Below are 18,719 nucleotides of genomic sequence, written 5' to 3' on the forward strand. Positions count from 1 at the left end.
AGCCGCCGTACTTTGTCGGAACCTGCTCCAAGCGCGCAATCGTGATACTAAGGGCTGAGACGCCGCGGACGCGTGCCCCGGTGATCAAGCAGGAAAATCATTGAATTTGCTCCGAAAATCGCCTTCCCGCGATCGTGCCGGTTGATGTCGCAACAGCTTCGCGTGTTACGAGCAAGCCTAGACGATCGCTCGCTGATATCAGATAATCCGGCGCGACCTCGCGATACGATGATGACCTGCCTGGTCCAATTCCGCGCATGAGACCGAACAAGATGATACAGACGGGCGCCTTCGGGCAGAGGCTCGGGCAAATCCTGCATTTGAAGGATGCGCCGCCGTCGCTGATGACGCGGTCACTGCGCGGTGTGCAGCTCGCATTCACTGAAACCCGAAATGACAACCCCGTGCCGGGTCTTTCCGGTTCGTTCGCGCTGGAGGATGCTTTTCTCGTCAGCCTGAAACTTCACGATTTCCCGGACTGCGAACTCTGGGAGAATGGCAAGTGCGTGATGAAGGCGGATGTTCCGGCGGGAACGACATATCTGTACGATCTCAAGCGCGATCCCCGCTATGTGATCGACAAGCCATTCCACTCCCTGTTTTTCTACCTGCCGCGCTCCGCGCTCGACAGCCTCACGGAACAGTCCCGCACGCCTCGCGTCGGTGAACTCGCCTGTGATCTTGGTGTCGCCCATGATGACGCGGTCATCCGTCACATCGGCGCCTCGCTGCAGGAAGGCTTGCGCCGGCCGGGCGAGACCAATCAGCTTTTCGTCGATCACATGATGCTCGCCCTCACCGCACACGTCGCGCAGGCGTATGGCGGACTGCGTCCCGACGCCAAGCCGACCCGCGGCGGTCTGGCGCCGTGGCAGGCGAGGCGCGCCTGTGAAAGGATCGAGTCCGATCTGGGCGGGAAAATTTCATTGCAACATATCGCGGCCGAGTTTGATCTGTCGGTCAGCCATTTTTCACGGGCTTTTCGCAGCTCCACCGGCTTGCCGCCGCACCAATGGCTGCTTCGCCAACGGGTGAAGGCGGCCAAGCAGTTGATGACCGTCCCCGACCTGTCGCTGTCCGAGATTGCGATATCGGCCGGGTTTGCCAATCAGAGCCACTTTACGCGGGTGTTTTCGGCCGCGGTCGGCGTCAGCCCGGGAGCGTGGCGCCGCGAAGCGCAAAATGCCCCGGAAAGCGAGAACTGATCCAGGCCAATGTCGGGCGTAGCGGATCAGCGACGCTTCCCCAGTGAGATGACGTAGGCGGCGCGGCGCGCCGCAAAGATCTCGTCGGGCGGATGAGCGATGCCTTCGGCGAGAGTCGCCGGATTGAAGTTGGAGGCGTCGCAAGCCTCGTCCGCTTCAACACCGGTGATGACGATCGTGCCCAGCCGCACCGTTTCGCGGGCATCCTCATCCGGCCATCGGATGGTCACGTCCATGACGGGATCGTCGGGGCGGTCGAGCAGCGCCATCACGTTGAGCCGGACATCGCCCTTGGCGATCCGGTTCTTGAGGTCGTCGTCAAGGAAATCGGCAGACTTCGCCCTCGCCTGATCCCCGGTCAACGTGACGTCTGCGCCGACTGGCGCGACCTTGAACTTGATAAACCGCGTCTCGCCTTTCGAACTCGTCGCGGGAAAGGCGTGCACGCCCCAATAGGTCGTGCCCGCAAAACTCCCGGGCAGCGGAAGCGCGGCGATATAGCTGGCCTGATGCAGCGTTTCGGGATTGGCGGCAGAGAATGCCTTGACTTTCTTCATGTTCGGCTTGCCGCTTGGTCCCGGCATGCGTGCCTTGAGGTAAGCCAGCATCTGGTCGAGCGTTCTTGCAAAGTGCACCGGAGCGCTTTGCAGGAGCATGTCCGAGCGATGATCTTCGCCGCCGAGCCTGAAGCTGAAGCCGCGCAGCGCGCCGCTGTCGGCATCCACTACTTTGGGATCACCGCCGTCCACCGAGAAGCGCGCCAGCACGCGTGATGGCTTTGTGAAGCTTTGCGATCTCGTTATTTCCGGCGCACGGTCCGATGGAATATAGGTTCCGCGAACGCATCGGCCCTCGGCAAAGCTCGCGCGCGCCTTTGGCGGATGACCGGCTAGCGCGTCCAGGGCGTCGACGATGGACGCGGGTGTGGCCGCGCCGGCTGGGAACTGGACCACGGCGGGACCTTGGGTTTGAGGACTCGGAACGCATTTTAGGCGCTGCGCAAATCGGGCGTCTTTCCCAAAGCGACCATCTATTGTCCGATCCTGCGCCCCATCCCCACTGCACAGGCTCATTCACCCTAGACCAGGGGACTAGAAGCACGCACCCCTCGTAGGGTAGCGCGAACGACTCCATGCGACGCATCCTCAGTGCCATCGCGTCAAGAAAATGGAGAGGACGATGCAGGTAAGCGAACAGCGGCAAGCAGCGGAGAGGCCTGTTTCATTGCCGAATCGGTGTCGACAAAAAGTCCTTTCGCGCGGCGCCCTGTCGGCTTCTCCGGCCGCGATCCTGCCTGACTTCATCGGCAAGAACCATAAGTGCCTGGCCGGGAAGTCCGATGCGATCAACGATGGCAAGCTGGCCTATGCCACCTGCCCTGCTTCCGAGGCGGAGGAAAGCATCTCCGACGAGATGCTTCTCAAGAGCGTTGCGGAGGGCGACAAGACCGCGATGCACATCATGTTCGCCCGTCACCGCACCAGAGTGCTTCACTTCATCCAGCGGACAGTCCGCAATCCGGGCATTGCCGAGGATCTCGTCAGCCAGGTATTCCTCGATGTCTGGCGCTCCGCAAACAGGTTCGAATATCGCGCGCGGGTTTCCACGTGGCTGCTCTCGATTGCTCGTTTCAAGGCGATCAACTCGCTGCGAGAGCGCATTCACGAGAGCATCGATCAGGATGATGTGCACGGAATCGCAGATGCCGGTGACACGCCGGAAATCGCGCTTGATCGAAAGGAAACCAACGGCATTTTGCGCGCATGCATCGCCAAGCTGTCTCCAGCCCATCGCGAAATCATCGATATGGTCTACGAGCGCGAGAATTCGCCCTCTGAAGTGAGCGAAATGCTCGATATTCCTCTTGCCACCGTGAAGAGCCGAATGTTTTACGCGCGCAAGCAACTTGCGAGCATGCTCGTGAATGCCGGTTTCGAGGTCCCAACGTCAACAAGGCGAGGAAAGCAAAGTCATCTCGCGGCTTGCATCTAAAGGGCCGGCACAGCTATCGGCAATTGATGGGCCTTCCCCGGCCGGCCCCCTTGCGACACGTTAAGGGAGGCAGGTTCGAGCGGCGAACATGACGCGGCGACGCAGCAATTGCGGCCGGGAACGCTGCTATCGCGATCAACCGCTCGGCAAAGCCGTTGACATTCCAGCGCATTGTCAAAATACTCGGCCATAACAAAGAAAAATCGATGGGAGGACACGATGCCCACTTCACGCAGAACACTGCTGAAGACTTCCGCGGCTGCGGCCGCTGCATTCAGCTTCGATTGGACACGTGCCCAGGCGCAAGCCGAGACGGTGCGCATCGGCCTGATCTACGACTTGACCGGCCCCTTTGCAGCGGGCGGATCGGTTGCCTCCTCGATCGGCGCGCAGATCGCCATCGATCTCGTCAACGAAAAGGGCGGCATCGGCGGCAAGTACAAGGTCGCCGCCGTCGCCGCCGATTCCCAGAGCAAGCCCGAGATCGCGATCAACGAGGCCGTACGCCTGATCGACCAGGAGAAGATCGACATCATCAACGGCGTCTATGCGAGTTCGCACGCGGTGCCGCTCGCAGCCAAAGTCGAGCAGCAGAAAAAGATCCTCTGGATCACGACCGCGGTTTCGACCGCCGTGTTCAAGGACAAAAACCTGCAATACGTCTTCCGCGCCCAGATTCATTCCGATCAGTACGGCCAGGCCTTCGCCGGCTTCATCGCCGAACACGCGAAAGCAAAACTCGGGATGGAGCCCAAGGACGTCAAGGTCGCGCTGATCCACGAGGACGGCCCCTATGGCGTCGGGGTCGCCGCCGCCGACGAGGCCTATTCCAAGGAGGCTGGCCTTCAGATCGTGCTTCGGGAAGGTTATTCGGCCTCCGCGCCCGACCTCTCGGTGCTGGTGACCAAGCTCAAGCGTGCCAGGCCCGACGTGATCTCCCACGCGGGATACAATCCCGATATCACGCTGTTCCTGCGCCAGGCGCGCGAGAACGGCCTCAAGTTCAAGATGCTGTTCGGCGCCGGCGCGGGCTACAGCCAGCTCGACAAGCTGCGCGCCACCTTCGCCGCGGACATCGACAATTTCTGCAACATCGATCCGGTGCCTGCGCAACTGCTCGATCCGACCAAACTGGCGCCCGGCATCGGCGATCTCACCAAGACAATGATCACACGCTACAAGGAGAAGACCAACGCGACCGACGTGCCGCCGCACTGCTCGATGGGCTTCAACCAGACCTGGATCCTGCTCAACAGCGTGCTGCCCGTCGCCAAGGACAAATACGGCGGCTTCAATCCCGATGCCATTCGCAAGGCCGCGCTCGACGTCGACATCCCGCCGGGCGGCACGATCCAGGGCTACGGCGTCAAATTCTTTCCGCCGGGCACGCCGCTCGCCGGTCAGAACGAGCGTTCGACCCCGGTCGTGATGCAGAATGCCGGTGAGCACATCTCGGTGGTTTGGCCAACCAATATCAGGACGCAGGACCCGGTGTTCCCGCTGCCGAAATCGTCGGTCTACGCGTCGTAGCGTATTCTATCGAGGGCTTGTCCGATCAAGGGCGTCGGCGCGGGGTTGCTCTCCCGGGCCGTGCTCGCGCGCGATGAAATCCTCGAGCCATAGCGGTTCACTGCCCTCGACGGGAACGCGCGTCGACTGCAGGGGTCTCGTCCAGTTGCAGGCTTGCGGGTGATAAAACACCTCACGACCACCCTTCGCCAGGATGGCGAAGAAAACATAGCGCCGCCCAGGCTGAAAAAAGAACTCGCAGTCCAGCGTTGCGTAGACGTCCATCAACTTGATGGTGCGAGCGAGCCTTTCACCGCCTTTCCACGCGCGCTCAACCTCGATGAGCCATGCGTGGTGGTCCGCGCGGACGACCTTGCCGGCAAACACATACTGGGCGCGGTCAAAGCCGGCTTCGAGAGAGACAGGATCGCAGGAACATGCGTATGCAGCGCCTGCGCCCCACATCCAAGAGATAGCCAGGACCAGCAGCCTCGTCAGATTCGTCATCGGAACCTCCAGGCAGCCCGCAGGAACCAGGGCGTGGGAGATCAACTCAAACTCACAGCGTCACTCTCCGGCCCTCTTCGGCGGCCCAATAGCCGGCGTAGTTGACCTTGATCGTCTCAAAGGCCAGCGCGAGATCTGAGAGGGGCTGCCTCCCCGTCGCGACGCATTCCATGAAATCCTGGATTTCCTGCAAGTAGCCGCGCGTCCATTCTTCCTCGAGGCAGACATATTGCCAGCCGGTCTTGCGATCGACCTTTTCGGTGATGTAGACGCTCGCGAGTTTTTCCTCTGATGTCTGGTAGCTCATCATGTGCGTGTTCGGCGTGATGTTGGCGAACAGCGCGCCGCCGCTGGTATAGGTTTCGATCAAATTGCGCACGCCGCCCGCGATCATGTCGCCGGAAAATATCGTCGCCTTGGTGCCGTCGGAGAAGGTGGCGGTGAGCGTACCCCAGTCTTCGACGTCGACCGGATTGGACTTAATGACGCCGCGTTCGTCCGGCCGCAGGCACGCCGCAACGTTGCCGACGTCGCAGCTGACGCTGGCGACGCTGATCGTCTCACCCCGTGCTTTCGCCTCGACCTGCTTGAGATAAAGCATCGCCGAAAGCGGGTGGCACCCCATCCGGATCAGCGAACCGCCACCGGTCATCGCCCATTGCGCGGCATGCGCCGCGTGCGAGCCGCTGTGGCTCTCCTCGCCTTTCATGAACAGGATCTTATCCCCTGTGGCGCGGAGGATCTCCACGGTCTTGGTCACCGCCGGCGCGTAGATCCAATCCTCCGCATACATGAACAGCCTGCCGGTCTTCTCGACCGCCGCACGGGTGATTTCCATCTCTTCCAGCACGCACCGGTACATCAGCGCCTTGGACACGTGCTTGCCGATCGGCGCCTTGTCGCCTTCTCGCCCAAAATAACCCGCGAACGGCTTCTCGCAGACCACGTGCTTGCCGGCCTGCATCGCCTCGACGATCATCGAGGCGTGCAAATTCGGCGGCGTGCAGATGTCGATGACGTCGAGCTCGCCGTCGGCGATCAAATCGCGAAAACTGCGATACGCCGTCGGGATCTGGTGCCGGCGGGCGAACTCAAGGACATGATCGCCGCGTGCCGCGACGGCCCGGACTTCGACGTCCAGGCCGTAGACGCGCTTGTACGCATACATATGCAGCTCGGACACAAAGCCGCAGCCGGCCAGACCGACCCTGATCTTTGCCATGATACCTCCAGGAGTCTTGTCTAGCCGGCCGTAATTCGGCCCGCTAGCCCCCCTTCGACGCTGGCGGCTCGTAAGGGCAGACCATCGTAAAGTTGAGGGTGGTCTCTCCCCCCATGGTCGTCCATTCTATCTTGAGGTCGTGGGCGGTTGGATCGTTTTCGCCAGCCTCTTTCACCTTGACCGCGATAACGATTTGGATCGGCGGTACCGAGTTAAAACACTTTCGAATCGCGGCGTCGGCCAGATCGCACTTTGTAGCAGGCACCGCGGCATCGTCCGGTGAGAGCTGCAGCTTGTTGGGTTGCGTCGCGAGACTGTCTCGGGCCGCCAGCATCGATTCATGCCAAAGTTCGTAGGTCTTTCCGGGCCATTTATCCCGCGGCGTCAGGACGGGCTGATATTCACCCCACTTCATAGTCGCCAGGCTAATGCTTGCATGACCTTGCAGCGTCTTGACGCTCTCCTTCATGGCGTTGGTCGTGTAGTTTTTGTTCATAGCGTCAATAAATTTCGGGTTCTGATAGAACCCGGCAAAAAAGCTCTTATCAGCCATTGTCACCTCCACTTTGTTTCACTGCCTCAAGAGGCCGTTTCACACCAGACGTAATTGACGATGCCTTCAAAGTTGATGAGCAGCCTTTAGTGTCGAACGGACTCGCCGTTCACCTTGACCAGTAACGCCTCCGCCTTCGCGACAAGAGGCTTATGCTCAAGCCGCTCGGCAATGGCGATACAGTTCCGCAAGCATAGGCTTGTTTGTTCCGGATCAGCCTCCGGCCGCATCGCGAACATCCTCCCTTCCGATAACCATGTTTCCGCTTCAAGACCTTCATACCCTTGCTGGCGAGCTCCAGCGCGAACCGATCTGACGTTTTCCAGCGCATCCGCGGACGCGTTCTGTGCAAGCGCCAGGTAGTTGGGCGCCCGTAACATGACCGATGAATGACCGACCGCATGTGCCTGGTCTCGTGCTTCCGTCAAAACGACTTTGGCCTCGTCGATCAGGCCGAGCTCCAGATTTGCCATTCCGCAAAGGCAAGCAAGAATTGGGACGTAGAGTTTTGTTTCGTGTTCCTTGGCCAGCTTCAACGCCTTCTCAAGCTCGACTTTTGCGCCCGCGAAATCACCGCGGTTGAGCAGGATCGAGCCCGAGCAATAACCAACCGACACGCGATCGATGGGTCGGCCGGTGCGATCGGCAATCGCGCGCGCATGCCCCTGAACGACCTCTGCCTGCTCCCACTCCCCCAACATACTCAGCACGACAGCCCACATCATGTAGCAAAGGATCGCCAAACCTTGCGGGGTGTTGCCGAGCGGAGCCCTGGGATCCGGCCCCGTCAGTTGCTGGCACGCGCGTGCAAACATTTTCTCCGCTTCACGGCACCGGCCCGCGACAAAATAAGCCTGGCCCAAGCCAAACTCCGCGTAGCTCAGCCATCCACGATCGCCGAGTTGCTCGGCCTTGCCGACAGCCTCCTCCCCGGCCTCGATCGCCTCGACGGGCGCGCCATAAAAATTGAGCGCCGCCGCCCGCACCGCCATGGTCGCAACCTTGCGCGCATGGTCCCCGATCGCCGCCGCGCGCGCATCGGCCTCCTTCGCCAGACTCAGCCACTTGTCGACAACGCCAAAGGAAGAAAACGCCACGCGCGACTCAATCCGCAGATCGATGGCAAGCGTCTCGCGCTCGGCCGATAGCGGCGCCTTGTCGAGCGCATCGATCGCAATCCCGAAATATTGCGCGCCCTCGGCCAGCGCCGAACGATCAATACATTTCCTGGCTATATTGCGGGCGAACAGCGCACTCTTTCGCCAGTCCTTTGCGCCTGTTGCGTGGTATAGAAGAACATCGGACTGGTCGTCCAGACGACCCGACGCTCCAGCCTCGATACTGGCGAGAATTCGCCGATGCAGTTTTTCACGCGCCGCTTCCAGCATGGATTCGTACGCTTCCTGGCGGATCAGCTCGTGCGGAAATTCGTAGACGTGGCTTGGCAACAAACTGACTTCGATCAGGAGTTCGGCGCGATCGAGCGCGGCCAGTTGAGACTGCAGCTGCTCGTCCGGCAGACCAGTTACCTCCTGCAAGATGCGGGCGGTTGCCTGTGTTCCGACCGCAGCCGCTGTCCGAAGCAGAATCTTTTCATCCCAGCTCAAACGATCGATACGCGCGGCGATCATGCCCTGAATGGTCGCGGGCATGCCCAATCTATCCGGAGATATGTCAACGCTGCCGCTATCGTGGTGCCCGCCGAGAACGACCTGATCCGAAAGACCGCGACACACCTCTTCGATGAAAAGCGGCACGTTGCCGGTATGTCGGAGGATGCGGTCCTTCAAGTCCGTCACCGACGGGGAATGCCCAAGGATATCGTCCAGCATTTCGCGACCGGCGTCGTCGTCCAGCGGACGCAACCACAGACTGACCGAGCTTCGTCGGCTACGCAGCTCCGGCGTTCCGGTCGGCCTGCTGGTGGTCACGATCAGCAACGGATGACGGGCGGTCAGTGATTCCAGGGATTCAATTGGCGCCGCACTCGCACTATCGATCCAGTGCAAATCCTCGATCAGAAGCATGACCCGCGAGTCCTGGGTTATGCGCTCAATGACGGCACGGCTTGCCTCTGCAATTGCCCGACCACGTTGCCTGGGCTCAAGCTTGCTCCAATCCGGATCCGAAACCGGGAGGTCCAGCACGGCATCTATCGCCGCGTGCCAGATCGGCGGCAGACCGGCGAGCGGATCCTCGCCCGGAATCGGCTTGCCGGCCCGCAAATGTGGCGACAGCGCCGATTGCAGAACGTTCTTCAACACGGCAAAGGGCGAGGCTTGCAAGGGCGGGCTGCATTCGGCCTCGATCACCCGCCAGCCGGCCGCCCGCAACTCCTCCACAAACTCGTACACCAGACGCGATTTACCGATGCCGGGATCGCCAAGCACGGAAACCATTTTCCCGTCTTTCGCGATTCCGTCGGCCACCGCTCTAAGAGACTTCATTTCAGAGTCTCTTCCGACGAACCGCCCGATGCTTCGAGCCTTGCGAACCTGCCAGGTTGAAAGCTGGTGAACCGCCACCACCCTGAACATCGGAATTGGGTTTGCGAAGCCCTTCAGATGCCTTGGCTCCATCGTCTCGAAGTCGATGAACCCTTCGGACAGCAGCCGGCACGCTTCCGAGGCCATGATCTGTCCGGGTGGGGCGACGGCCTGCAGTCGTTCCGCCAAGTGCTGTGCTGATCCGCCGAATTCGTAGACGTGGGAGACGTCACTCGAAACGACATAGGCCAGGACGTAGGCGGAGTGCAGCCCCACGCGCACCTGGATGCTCGGGTCGCCAAGTTCTGCAACACGCCGGATCAGTTCGATCGCGGCGTGGCAGGCAAGGCGACTGTGGTTATCGTCAGCGCTCGGGGCGCCAAACGCGGCCACCAATCCGTCCCCGAGCTCCTTGCTGACTGTGCCGCGAAATTGTCGAACCGCGGCCCGCATCGCTGACAGTGCGGGTTCGAGACGGGAGACGGCATGTTCGGGATCGAGGTCCGCAACAATGTTCGTCGAGCCGACAATATCCGCGCGCAGAATCGTTACGAATTTGAGTTCGGCCTTGGGTTCGGTAGAGGCCTGGACATCTTCGGCAACAGCACCGCCGCCGTTGATGGTTACGCGTAGCGAGTCTCCGCAATAAGCGCAGAAACTGCTTTCCGGCCGATTGGATTTACCGCAGCTGTCGCATCGCTTTTGCAGCGCCCGAGCCCCGCAGGCCGCGCAGTACTTGTCCCGCTCATCCATTGCCGATCGGCACGCATCACAAAACATAATCGCGTCCTGACGGGATCAGTCGATTATTCGAGTAATTTCTTGTGTTTAGCCTTTTGCTGCCATTTGGAATGGTGACCCATTCCGCCCGCCTCTGCAAGGTTGTTATCCCCGATGAACCACCGGATTAAGACGGCCTTTTGTCTGCCCGCGTCTGGATGCGCCGATCGTCACTTTGCGGGGGCAAGCCTTAACCATATCGGCTCATCGGAGCAGATTGGATGCCGGCGGCCCCGAGCTCTCGGGGTACCGGCGTCAGGCAGTCATACCGCCCGACGGAAAAAGGCTGACCTTTGGCGATGGACTCGACATTCATCGCGGATGAGATGGTCACCACCTTGCTTCAACACCTGAACAGCAGTTGCGCGGCGAGCAATAGACGTTGAGGCTCGACTTTGTTTGCTGCCATGCAACGCTGATAATGGCTTTCGACACCCACGGTAGATGCAACCGATCGGTGAGGAGAAAGCCTACTCCCCCTTGAGGCCGCATCGCGGACCACCGCGCTCCACTTGCGCGTCTCGCCGTCGATGACTTTGCCGAACTCCGCGGCCGTGCCGCTGCGTGAGCTTCCAGCCCCCGGATCAGCAGCTTCTGTTTCACCTCGGGATCGGCAAGCGCGCGGCCAGCCTGTGCCTGTACCCAAAGGGCAGGCCCTCGGGCCGTGACTTGCCGTAAGCGTTCAGCTCCTGCAGGCCCTTTGAACGGCGCCTGTGCATTGGCGATCAGAAATATCGGCGCAACGACCTTTCAACTCACCGACCGGCCTCGCGCCGGCGGCGCCGAGCCCGTCGGCGATCCCCGGCCGCCGTCCCGCGGCGGGAATGGGCGACTTCCCAAGTCTGCGCCGGCGGCCGGCGAGCGCGGCCAACGGTCGCGGCAGCGTCACTTCGGATGATCCCCCGAACGTAGGGTGCCAAAGGTTGCATCCGCGTTCCATTGTGGCTTGTGGCCGGGCGCGCTTTAGTTCTAACCTTGCAGCAAAAGCGCCATAGAGCGCGGACAGGCGACAAGAACCAAACAGAACGAGATCTTTGGGAGGATCAATGAAACGCAGGACGCTTCTCGGCGGAACGATCACCGCCGCCGTGCTTGGCCTAACTTTTGGGCTCACCTCAGCCGCACTCGCTCAGCAACCCCCGATCAAGATCGGCATGTCGATGGCACAGACCGGCGGTCTGGCGGGCGGCGGCAAGGCCTCGCAGCTCGGCATCGAGATCTGGCGCGACGACGTCAACGCCAGGGGTGGCCTGCTCGGCCGCAAGGTCGAACTCATCGTTTATGACGACAAGTCGAGCGCTTCGGAAACGCCGGCGATCTATTCCAAGCTTCTGGACGTCGACAAGGTCGATATCCTGTTCGCACCCTACGCGACCGTGCCCACCGCGCCGCTGATGCCGCTGGTCAAGCAGCGCGGCATGTTGCTGATGGGCAACTTCTCGTTCCAGGTGAACAGCAAGGTTGGCCACGACATGTGGTTCAACAATGCCCCATGGGGACCGGCCGACAGCTGGGCGGCGTCCTTCCTCGAACTCGGCCAAAAGGCCGGCGGCAAGACCATCGCGCTGCTCGCGGCCGACCAGGAATTCGCGCAGAACCTGGCGCTGACCGCACGCGACGTCGCCAAGAAGATGAACATGCAGGTCGTGTTCGACCAGGCCTATCCGCCGAACACGGTGGAATTTTCCTCGATCCTCCGCGCGCTCAAGGCCGCCAAGCCCGACATCGTCTATGTCGCGTCCTATCCGCCGGACTCGGCCGGAATTTTGCGCGCCGTGAACGAAATCGGAATCGGCGACAACGTCAAGATCTTCGGCGGCGGCATGGTCGGGCTGCAGTTCGGCGCCGTCATGGAAAATCTCGGCTCCCTGCTCAATGGCGTCGTCAACTACAACACATGGCTGCCGGAACCGAGCATGCAGAACGAGGGGACCAAAGCGTTCTTCGAGACCTATACCAAGCGCGCCATCGAAGCCAAGGTCGATCCGCTCGGCTACTATCTGGCGCCGTTCGGCTACGCCAGCGGCCAGATGATCGAGCAGGCGATCAAGGCAGTGGGATCGCTCGACCAGAAGGCGCTCGCAAAGTATCTGCGCGAGAACGAGCACAAGACCATCGTCGGTCCGATCTCGTTCGCCGCCGACGGCGAGCGAAAGGAATCCGCAACGCTGCAGGCGCAGTTCCGTGGCGTCGTGGACAAGAATATGGACCAGTTCCGCAAGCCCGGCACCCAGGTGATCCTGTTCCCGGCGAAAATGAAATCCGGCGATCTCATCAGCCCGTTCGAGGCTGCCCGGAAATAACCATCGCGGCTAGAGTCCCGTTTCGATTGAATCGAAACGGGACTCTAGATTCCTTATTTTGACGCGTTTTCTTGACGCGAACCGGCATCCACTTCGCCGGAAAACGCTATGATCTCCGGACCATGGTGCGCTGACCCCGGTCGGCGCACCAGCGCCCCGAGCAATTTGAGTGGGAAAGGCAGCGCGTGCGCGAACCGGGAAGGCGGCGGCTCAGGAGCGGGTCAAGGGGGACCTTACGTGTTTTCATTTGAACTGCTGCTTGATGCAGTAGTGCTCGGGGTGCTGCTCGGCTGTTTCTACGCGGCGGTCAGCCTTGGGCTGTCAGTCGCGTTCGGCCTGCTCGACGTTCCCCACGTCGCGCACCCGGCCTTTCTGGTGCTCGCGTCCTACGCCGTCTATGTGCTCAACGAATTTTATGGAATCGATCCGCTGCTGGCGGGACTGCTGATCACCCCGTTCCTCTTCGTATTCGGTCTCGCCGCCTACCGCCTGTATTACGAGACGTTCGAGAAACGCGGCAGCGACGCCGGCGTGCGCGGCATCGCGTTCTTCTTCGGCATCGCCTTCATCATCGAAGTCCTGATCATCCTGCAGTTCGGCGTCGACCAGCGCTCGGTCACCGCGCCCTATATCGGCAAGGCCTGGCGGATCGGCGATATGCGGATTCCCTACCGGCTGGTGGTCGCGTTCGCCGTCGCCGCTTTGCTGACGACCCTGCTGGCGCTTTATCTGTCGAAGACCTTCATGGGACGCGCGATCCGCGCGGTCGCCCAGGACCAGGAAGCGCTGCGGCTGATGGGCGCCAACCCGATCCGGATCAAGCAATGGGCGTTCGGCATCGCAACGGCCGTGCTCGGCATTGCCGGCGCACTGCTCATCATCGTCGCCCCCGTCGACCCGACGCTCGACCGCGCCTATATCGGACGGACCTTCTGCGTCGTCGTCATGGCCGGGCTCGGCAGCATGACCGGCACGCTGGTTGCGGCCATCATCCTCGGCGTCGCCGAATCGATCGTGCTGACGCTGTTCGGCGCCTCCTGGGCGCCGGCCATTTCCTTCGCGATGCTGCTCGGCGTTCTCGCCGTGCGGCCGCAGGGGCTGTTCGGCAGGCGGTCATGAAGCGCAACGGTATCTTTTTCTGGATTGGCGCGGCGGTCTTTCTGATCGCCATTGCGCTGATGACAAAGCTCATCACCAACGAGTACCCCTTCTTCGCCGGCTATGTGATCCTGCAATTCATCGTGCTCGCGGTAGCCTGGAGCATCCTCGGTGGCCATGCCGGCTATGTGAATTTCGGCACCAGCGCGTTCTTCGGCATGGGCGTCTACACGGCGGTGTTCCTGTTCAAGGTGGCCGGCGCGCCGCTCCTCGTGCAGATCGCCGCCGCCGCCGGCGTCGGCGCGCTGATGGGCTTTGCATTGGGCCTATTGACCCTGCGCATGCAGGGCATCTTCTTCTCGATCGCGACGATCGCGCTGACCATCGTCATCGAGACCTCGATCACCAACTGGCGCTATGTCGGCGGCGCGGCCGGCATTCAATTACAGCGCCCACCGGTGACGTGGCCGTTCTCCGGCTATGTCCAGATGCTGTTCTTTGTCCAGGCGGTGCTCGTGGTTCTGGCGGTTGTGATTTCGCGCTACATCCAGAATTCGTGGATCGGCCGCGGCCTGCAGGCATTGCGGGACGACGAACTCGCCGCGGAATGCACGGGTGTGCCGACCCTGCGGCTGAAAGTGCTGGCCTGCGTCGTCTCCGGCGCGCTGATGTGCGCGGCCGGCGCACCCGCTGCGATGTATCTGCAATATGCCGACCCCTCCTCCGCGTTCAACCTCAACTATTCCGTCTCGACGCTGGCGATGTCGCTGATCGGCGGCACCGCGCATTGGGCCGGCCCGATCGTCGGCGCCATCCTGCTGGGCACCACGCAGCAATTGCTGACCGTGACCATCTCGTCGGAAGTGAACGTGCTGGTGCTCGGCGTCATGCTGGTGCTGTTCGTGGTGGCCGCACCGGAGGGCTTGATCGGCCTGCTGCGCCGGGTTCGCCGCCATCGCAGGGAGGGCAAGCAATGACGCCCCCCGACACTGGCGCACCCCTGCTGCAGATATCAGGGCTTACAAAGCGCTTCGGCGGCTTCACCGCGCTCGACAATGTCAGCGTCGACATCCGCCCCGGCGAGCGGTTCGGCCTGATCGGCCCGAACGGCTCGGGCAAGACCACGCTGATCAACTGCATCTCCGGCGCGTTCCGCACCGAGGCCCGTACTGTGGTGTTCCGCGGCGAGGACATCACGCAATTGCCGGCGCATGTCCGCACCCGCCGCGGCATTGCCCGCAGCTTCCAGATCCCGCGGCCGTTCAAAAGCATGACGGTGGTCGAGAACCTGATGGTGGCGCTTGATTTCGCGGTGGTCACGGATCCGCTCGTCTCCGCTGCGCACCGGCACGAGACGGCGATGTCGATCCTTGCCGGCATGGGTCTAGCGTCAAAGGCCAATGCATCCGCCACCACGCTGAGCCAGGTCGAACTGCGCAAGATGGAGCTCGCACGCGCGATGGCGACGCGGCCCAAACTGCTGATATCAGACGAGGCGATGGCCGGGCTTTCCTCTTCGGAAGTCGACGAGGTGCTTGATCTCCTGATGAGCCTTGCGGACCAGGACATCACCGTCATCATGATCGAGCACATCATGCAGGCGGTGATGCGTTTTTCGCAGCGCGTGATGTGCCTCGACGCCGGCAAGATCATCGCGATCGGCGCGCCGAACGAAGTCATGGCCAACCAGCGGGTGCAGGAGGCCTATCTTGGCACTTAGCCTCGCGATCTCAGACCTCGATGCCGGTTACGGCGCTGTCAAGGCGCTGCGCGGCGTCTCGCTCGATGTCAAAGCGGGCGAGACCGTCGCCCTGCTCGGCACCAACGGCAACGGCAAGAGCACGCTGATGAAGTGCGTCGCCGGGCTGGTGCGGCCGCAGCGCGGAACCATGCAGCTGACGATCGACGGCACCACGCATGACCTGACCAAATTGTCACCGGAAGCCATCGTCGATCTGGGCGTCGCGATGGTGCCGGAGGGGCGGCGGCTGTTTCCCAAACTGACGGTGCTGGAAAACCTGATGCTCGGCGCCTTCCGCAAGGCGGCCCGGCGCGACATCGACAAGAATCTGGCGCAGGCCTTCGAAACCTTTCCGGTGCTGAAGGACCTGCAGAAGCAGCTCGCCGGCACCATGTCCGGCGGCCAGCAGCAGATGCTCGCGATCGCGCGCGCGCTGATGTCCTCGCCGCGCCTGCTATTGGTCGACGAGCCGTCGGTCGGACTGTCGCCGCTCTTGGTATCGCAAACCATTTCCAAGATCGGCGATCTCAATCAGCGCCTCGGCCTCACCGTGCTGATGGCCGAGCAGAACTTCAACCAGGCGATCCGCATCGCCAACCGCGGCTACATCATCGTCCACGGCGAGATCGTCGTCGCGGCCGGTTCCGTCGACGAATTGAAGGGTAACGACATCGTCAAGCGGCTCTATCTCGGCGGCGTAGCCTGATGGCGCAAGACGGCGCGCACGCGTCCTTGTAAAGTCGGCAACCTGACCGGAGAAACCAGCCGATGCGTCTCCTGAGCGAAGACTTCCCCTTGGGCCTGCCCGCCGGACCCGTATTCCCCAGAGCCTATCCCGAAGTCGAGCCGGACGCGCTGTCCAATGTCGAACTGTTCCTGCAGGGACAGCCGTTCGACATCTATGCCCGGCTGCGCGCCGAGGCGCCGGTGGCGTGGCAGCGCGAGGGCAATAATGGCCCCGGCTTCTGGGCACTGACCCAATATAACGACGTGATGCGCGTCGATGGCGATCCCAAAACCTTCTCGTCGCAGAAGGGCGGAATTTTGATGGCCTATGGTCCGCCCGAAACGCGGCATCCGCTGCTGTTCCGCGCCTCCGTCGATGCCATGATCAACATGGACGCGCCCTGGCACCTGCAACTCCGCAAGGAGCACATGCCCTATTTCACGCCGGGCTATCTCACGGGCATCCGGGAGAAAGTGGCTATCGAGACCACGCGGCTGATCGACGGCATGGCCGGCCTTGGCGCATGCGACCTGGTCGAGACGCTGTCGTCACGCCTGCCGCTGTTCACGCTGTGCGAAATCCTCGGGGTGCCGGAAGCCGACCGGCCGAAATTCCTGGACTGGATGCACTATCTCGAAGTGGCCGGCCATGTCGCGGCGACGCAACGCAAAAATCCGCAGCCGACGCCCGAGTTCATGGCGTTCGTCAAGGCGTTCAACGAGAACGTCGCCGAGATGTTCGCCTATGGCCAGCACATGCTGCAGAAGCGACGCGCCGATCCAAAGCCCGATCTGATGAGCGCGATCGCGCGCGCCACCATCGACGGCGAATTGCTACGCGACGAATATCTCGACGGCTCCTGGCTGCTGATCGTATTCGCCGGCAACGACACCACGCGCAATTCGATTTCCGGCTCGATGAAGCTCTTGACCGAATTTCCCGATCAGAAGCGCGCGCTGATGTCCGACCTTTCACTGCTGCCCAACGCCGTGGATGAGCTGATCCGCATGATCAGCCCGGTGATCTATATGCGCCGCACGGCAACGGAAGATACCGAGATCGGGGCACAGAAGATCGCGGCCGGCGAGAAGGTCATCATGTATTACGGCGCCGCCAATCGCGATCCTGCGATCTTTCCCGATCCTGACAGGCTCGACATCCGCCGCGCCAATGCGTCGAAGAACATCGCCTTCGGCTTCGGCCCGCATGTCTGCATCGGCAAGCGCGTGGCGCAGCTGCAGCTCGAGGAAGTCTATCGCCAGCTGCTGACGCGGCTGCCGGATATCGAGTACGCCGGCGGCATCGAAATGGCGCCGAACAATTTCGTCCACGCCATCCGCAAACTGCCGGTGCGGTTTACTCCGGCCTGAGCGTGCCGCTCAGCCCGATATCGCCGCGAACAGCGCCAGTTCCAGTTCCAGCCTGACATCCTCGAGCGGCTGCGCACTGCGCGCGGCGCGGCACATCGCGACCGTGCCTTCGACGGAAGCGATCACCAGCGCCGCGAGCCGCCGCGCCCGTGCGGGCGTGACGCCCTCGCTCCTTAAGGCCTCGACCATGATGCGCTGCCAGTCCGCAAAGACGCCGTCCGCAAGATCGAGCAGATGGCTTTGCGCGGCTTGATCGGGTTTGCCGTCGCGTTCCGTGGCATCATTGACGAACTGCTCGACGGCGACCGCCAGCACCGGGCAGCCGGCTTGAAACTTGGTCTTCTCTAGTGTCTGCCGCCACAACGCGATGAAGGTTCGCAGGCCGGCGATGGCGCCGCGCTCGCGCGTCAGATGTTCCAGCGGCCCCGAGACCTGCGCACCGGCGAACACGATCGCTTCCTCGACCAATTGCTGCTTGCCGCGCGGGAAATGATGGCTGATCGAGCCGCGCGGCGTGCCGGTGTGCCGTACCATGTCGCGCATGCTGGTGCCGTTGACGCCGCGCCGGCTCATCAGATCGGCCGCGCCCGCCACCATTTTCGCCCTGGTCTCTGAGGTCATTTCCGTCTCCCGGGAATCAGCCCATCCTAGGATATGACAGTTGACATAGCCAGCTTGACGTGGACTATGCCACTCGTCATAGCGAGCACAAGCCCGAGAGGAACGCCTCATGACCTTCATTCACGTGATGACGCCGCAGGGGCGGCTCAACGCCGATCAGCGGCGGGTACTGGCCAGGACGCTGACGGACGCCGTGCTGGTTCCGGAGGTCGGCCGTCTCGCGCCCGAGGCGCGGCGCGGCTACCAGGTCCACTTCCTCGAGCGTCCGCTCGACATGATCGCCATCGGCGGAGAACTGCTCTCGGACAAACCGGGCGATGTCATGGTGCTGGACGTGGCGGTGATGGACTGCTGCTGGACACGCGAGGATCGCGCGGCTGTCATCCGCAACATCTTTGCCGCGCTGACCGAAGCCTGCGGGATGAAAGCGCCTTCCCCGGGCTGGTGGATCAATTTCCGAATCATCGAAGAGGGCTGCTGGGGCTCGCGCGGCGGCGTGCTGTCGTTCCTCGACCTGCTCGACCAGGGCGCTTCGGCGTTTCCACCCGAGCGCGCGGCGGCGATCCGCACCGCGCTTGCCACCAAATATGACAGATAAGGGAGGT

The 18,719-nt window shown here is 62.0% G+C and carries 16 protein-coding genes; 10 read left to right on the plus strand and 6 right to left on the minus strand.

Going from position 1 to position 18,719, the window contains the following annotated elements; all coding sequences use genetic code 11:
• Positions 1–272 precede the first annotated feature (272 nt).
• On the plus strand, positions 273–1,205 hold the full coding sequence (locus JQ629_RS06330; protein ID WP_212411935.1) for a helix-turn-helix domain-containing protein: 933 nt from the start codon (positions 273–275) through the stop codon (positions 1,203–1,205).
• 26 nt (positions 1,206–1,231) lie between these two features.
• Here JQ629_RS06330 and JQ629_RS06335 read toward each other — a convergent pair whose 3' ends face one another.
• Positions 1,232–2,158, minus strand: coding sequence for a catalase family peroxidase (locus JQ629_RS06335; protein ID WP_349631216.1), 927 nt, complete (start codon positions 2,156–2,158; stop codon positions 1,232–1,234).
• Between the two features lie 391 nt (positions 2,159–2,549).
• Here JQ629_RS06335 and JQ629_RS06340 point away from each other — a divergent pair, with 391 nt between their 5' ends.
• Together JQ629_RS06340 and JQ629_RS06345 are read left to right on the plus strand one after the other, a co-directional pair.
• A complete protein-coding gene (locus JQ629_RS06340) occupies positions 2,550–3,197 on the plus strand; it encodes a sigma-70 family RNA polymerase sigma factor (protein ID WP_349631219.1) in 648 nt (215 codons plus the stop codon).
• A 219-nt stretch (positions 3,198–3,416) separates the two neighbouring features.
• Entirely contained in the window at positions 3,417–4,727 is a 1,311-nt protein-coding gene (locus JQ629_RS06345; protein ID WP_212411941.1) for an ABC transporter substrate-binding protein, read from the plus strand.
• 6 nt (positions 4,728–4,733) lie between these two features.
• Here JQ629_RS06345 and JQ629_RS06350 read toward each other — a convergent pair whose 3' ends face one another.
• The 4 genes from JQ629_RS06350 to JQ629_RS06365 all read right to left on the minus strand — a co-directional run bounded on the left by JQ629_RS06350 (position 4,734) and on the right by JQ629_RS06365 (position 10,254).
• A complete protein-coding gene (locus JQ629_RS06350; RefSeq protein WP_212411943.1) occupies positions 4,734–5,213 on the minus strand; it encodes a hypothetical protein in 480 nt (159 codons plus the stop codon).
• Positions 5,214–5,265: 52 nt separating this feature from the next.
• A complete protein-coding gene (locus JQ629_RS06355; protein WP_212411944.1) occupies positions 5,266–6,435 on the minus strand; it encodes a Gfo/Idh/MocA family protein in 1,170 nt (389 codons plus the stop codon).
• A gap of 43 nt (positions 6,436–6,478) precedes the next feature.
• A complete protein-coding gene (locus tag JQ629_RS06360) occupies positions 6,479–6,988 on the minus strand; it encodes a hypothetical protein (RefSeq protein ID WP_212411945.1) in 510 nt (169 codons plus the stop codon).
• A gap of 86 nt (positions 6,989–7,074) precedes the next feature.
• Positions 7,075–10,254, minus strand: a complete 3,180-nt coding sequence (locus JQ629_RS06365) for an AAA family ATPase (protein WP_283815898.1) — start codon at positions 10,252–10,254, stop codon at positions 7,075–7,077.
• 1,046 nt (positions 10,255–11,300) lie between these two features.
• Here JQ629_RS06365 and JQ629_RS06370 point away from each other — a divergent pair.
• From JQ629_RS06370 to JQ629_RS06395, 6 genes are all read left to right on the plus strand, one after another.
• Positions 11,301–12,557, plus strand: a complete 1,257-nt coding sequence (locus JQ629_RS06370) for an amino acid ABC transporter substrate-binding protein (RefSeq protein ID WP_212411947.1) — start codon at positions 11,301–11,303, stop codon at positions 12,555–12,557.
• A gap of 237 nt (positions 12,558–12,794) precedes the next feature.
• Positions 12,795–13,676, plus strand: a complete 882-nt coding sequence (locus JQ629_RS06375; protein WP_212390032.1) for a branched-chain amino acid ABC transporter permease — start codon at positions 12,795–12,797, stop codon at positions 13,674–13,676.
• On the plus strand, positions 13,673–14,632 hold the full coding sequence (locus JQ629_RS06380) for a branched-chain amino acid ABC transporter permease (RefSeq protein WP_212411948.1): 960 nt from the start codon (positions 13,673–13,675) through the stop codon (positions 14,630–14,632). The genes JQ629_RS06375 and JQ629_RS06380 overlap by 4 nt, the downstream gene beginning before the upstream one ends.
• Entirely contained in the window at positions 14,629–15,375 is a 747-nt protein-coding gene (locus tag JQ629_RS06385; protein ID WP_212411949.1) for an ABC transporter ATP-binding protein, read from the plus strand. The genes JQ629_RS06380 and JQ629_RS06385 overlap by 4 nt, the downstream gene beginning before the upstream one ends.
• The gene (locus tag JQ629_RS06390; RefSeq protein WP_212411950.1) at positions 15,365–16,102 is read left to right on the plus strand and encodes an ABC transporter ATP-binding protein; all 738 of its coding nucleotides are present in this window, start codon (positions 15,365–15,367) and stop codon (positions 16,100–16,102) included. Before JQ629_RS06385 ends, JQ629_RS06390 begins: the two co-directional genes overlap by 11 nt.
• 62 nt (positions 16,103–16,164) lie before the next feature.
• Positions 16,165–17,493: a cytochrome P450 gene (locus tag JQ629_RS06395; RefSeq protein ID WP_212411951.1), complete on the plus strand. Its 1,329-nt coding sequence runs from the start codon at positions 16,165–16,167 to the stop codon at positions 17,491–17,493.
• 9 nt (positions 17,494–17,502) lie between these two features.
• Here the strand turns inward: JQ629_RS06395 and JQ629_RS06400 are convergent, their stop codons facing one another.
• Complete coding sequence (locus JQ629_RS06400; RefSeq protein WP_212411952.1) at positions 17,503–18,114, minus strand: TetR/AcrR family transcriptional regulator; 612 nt, start codon at positions 18,112–18,114, stop codon at positions 17,503–17,505.
• Positions 18,115–18,223: 109 nt separating this feature from the next.
• Here JQ629_RS06400 and JQ629_RS06405 point away from each other — a divergent pair, with 109 nt between their 5' ends.
• On the plus strand, positions 18,224–18,712 hold the full coding sequence (locus JQ629_RS06405) for a tautomerase family protein (RefSeq protein ID WP_212411953.1): 489 nt from the start codon (positions 18,224–18,226) through the stop codon (positions 18,710–18,712).
• The last annotated feature ends 7 nt before the right edge of the window (positions 18,713–18,719 follow it).

The sequence above is a fragment of the Bradyrhizobium sp. AUGA SZCCT0222 genome (assembly GCF_018130205.1).
Classification (GTDB): Bacteria; Pseudomonadota; Alphaproteobacteria; order Rhizobiales; family Xanthobacteraceae; genus Bradyrhizobium.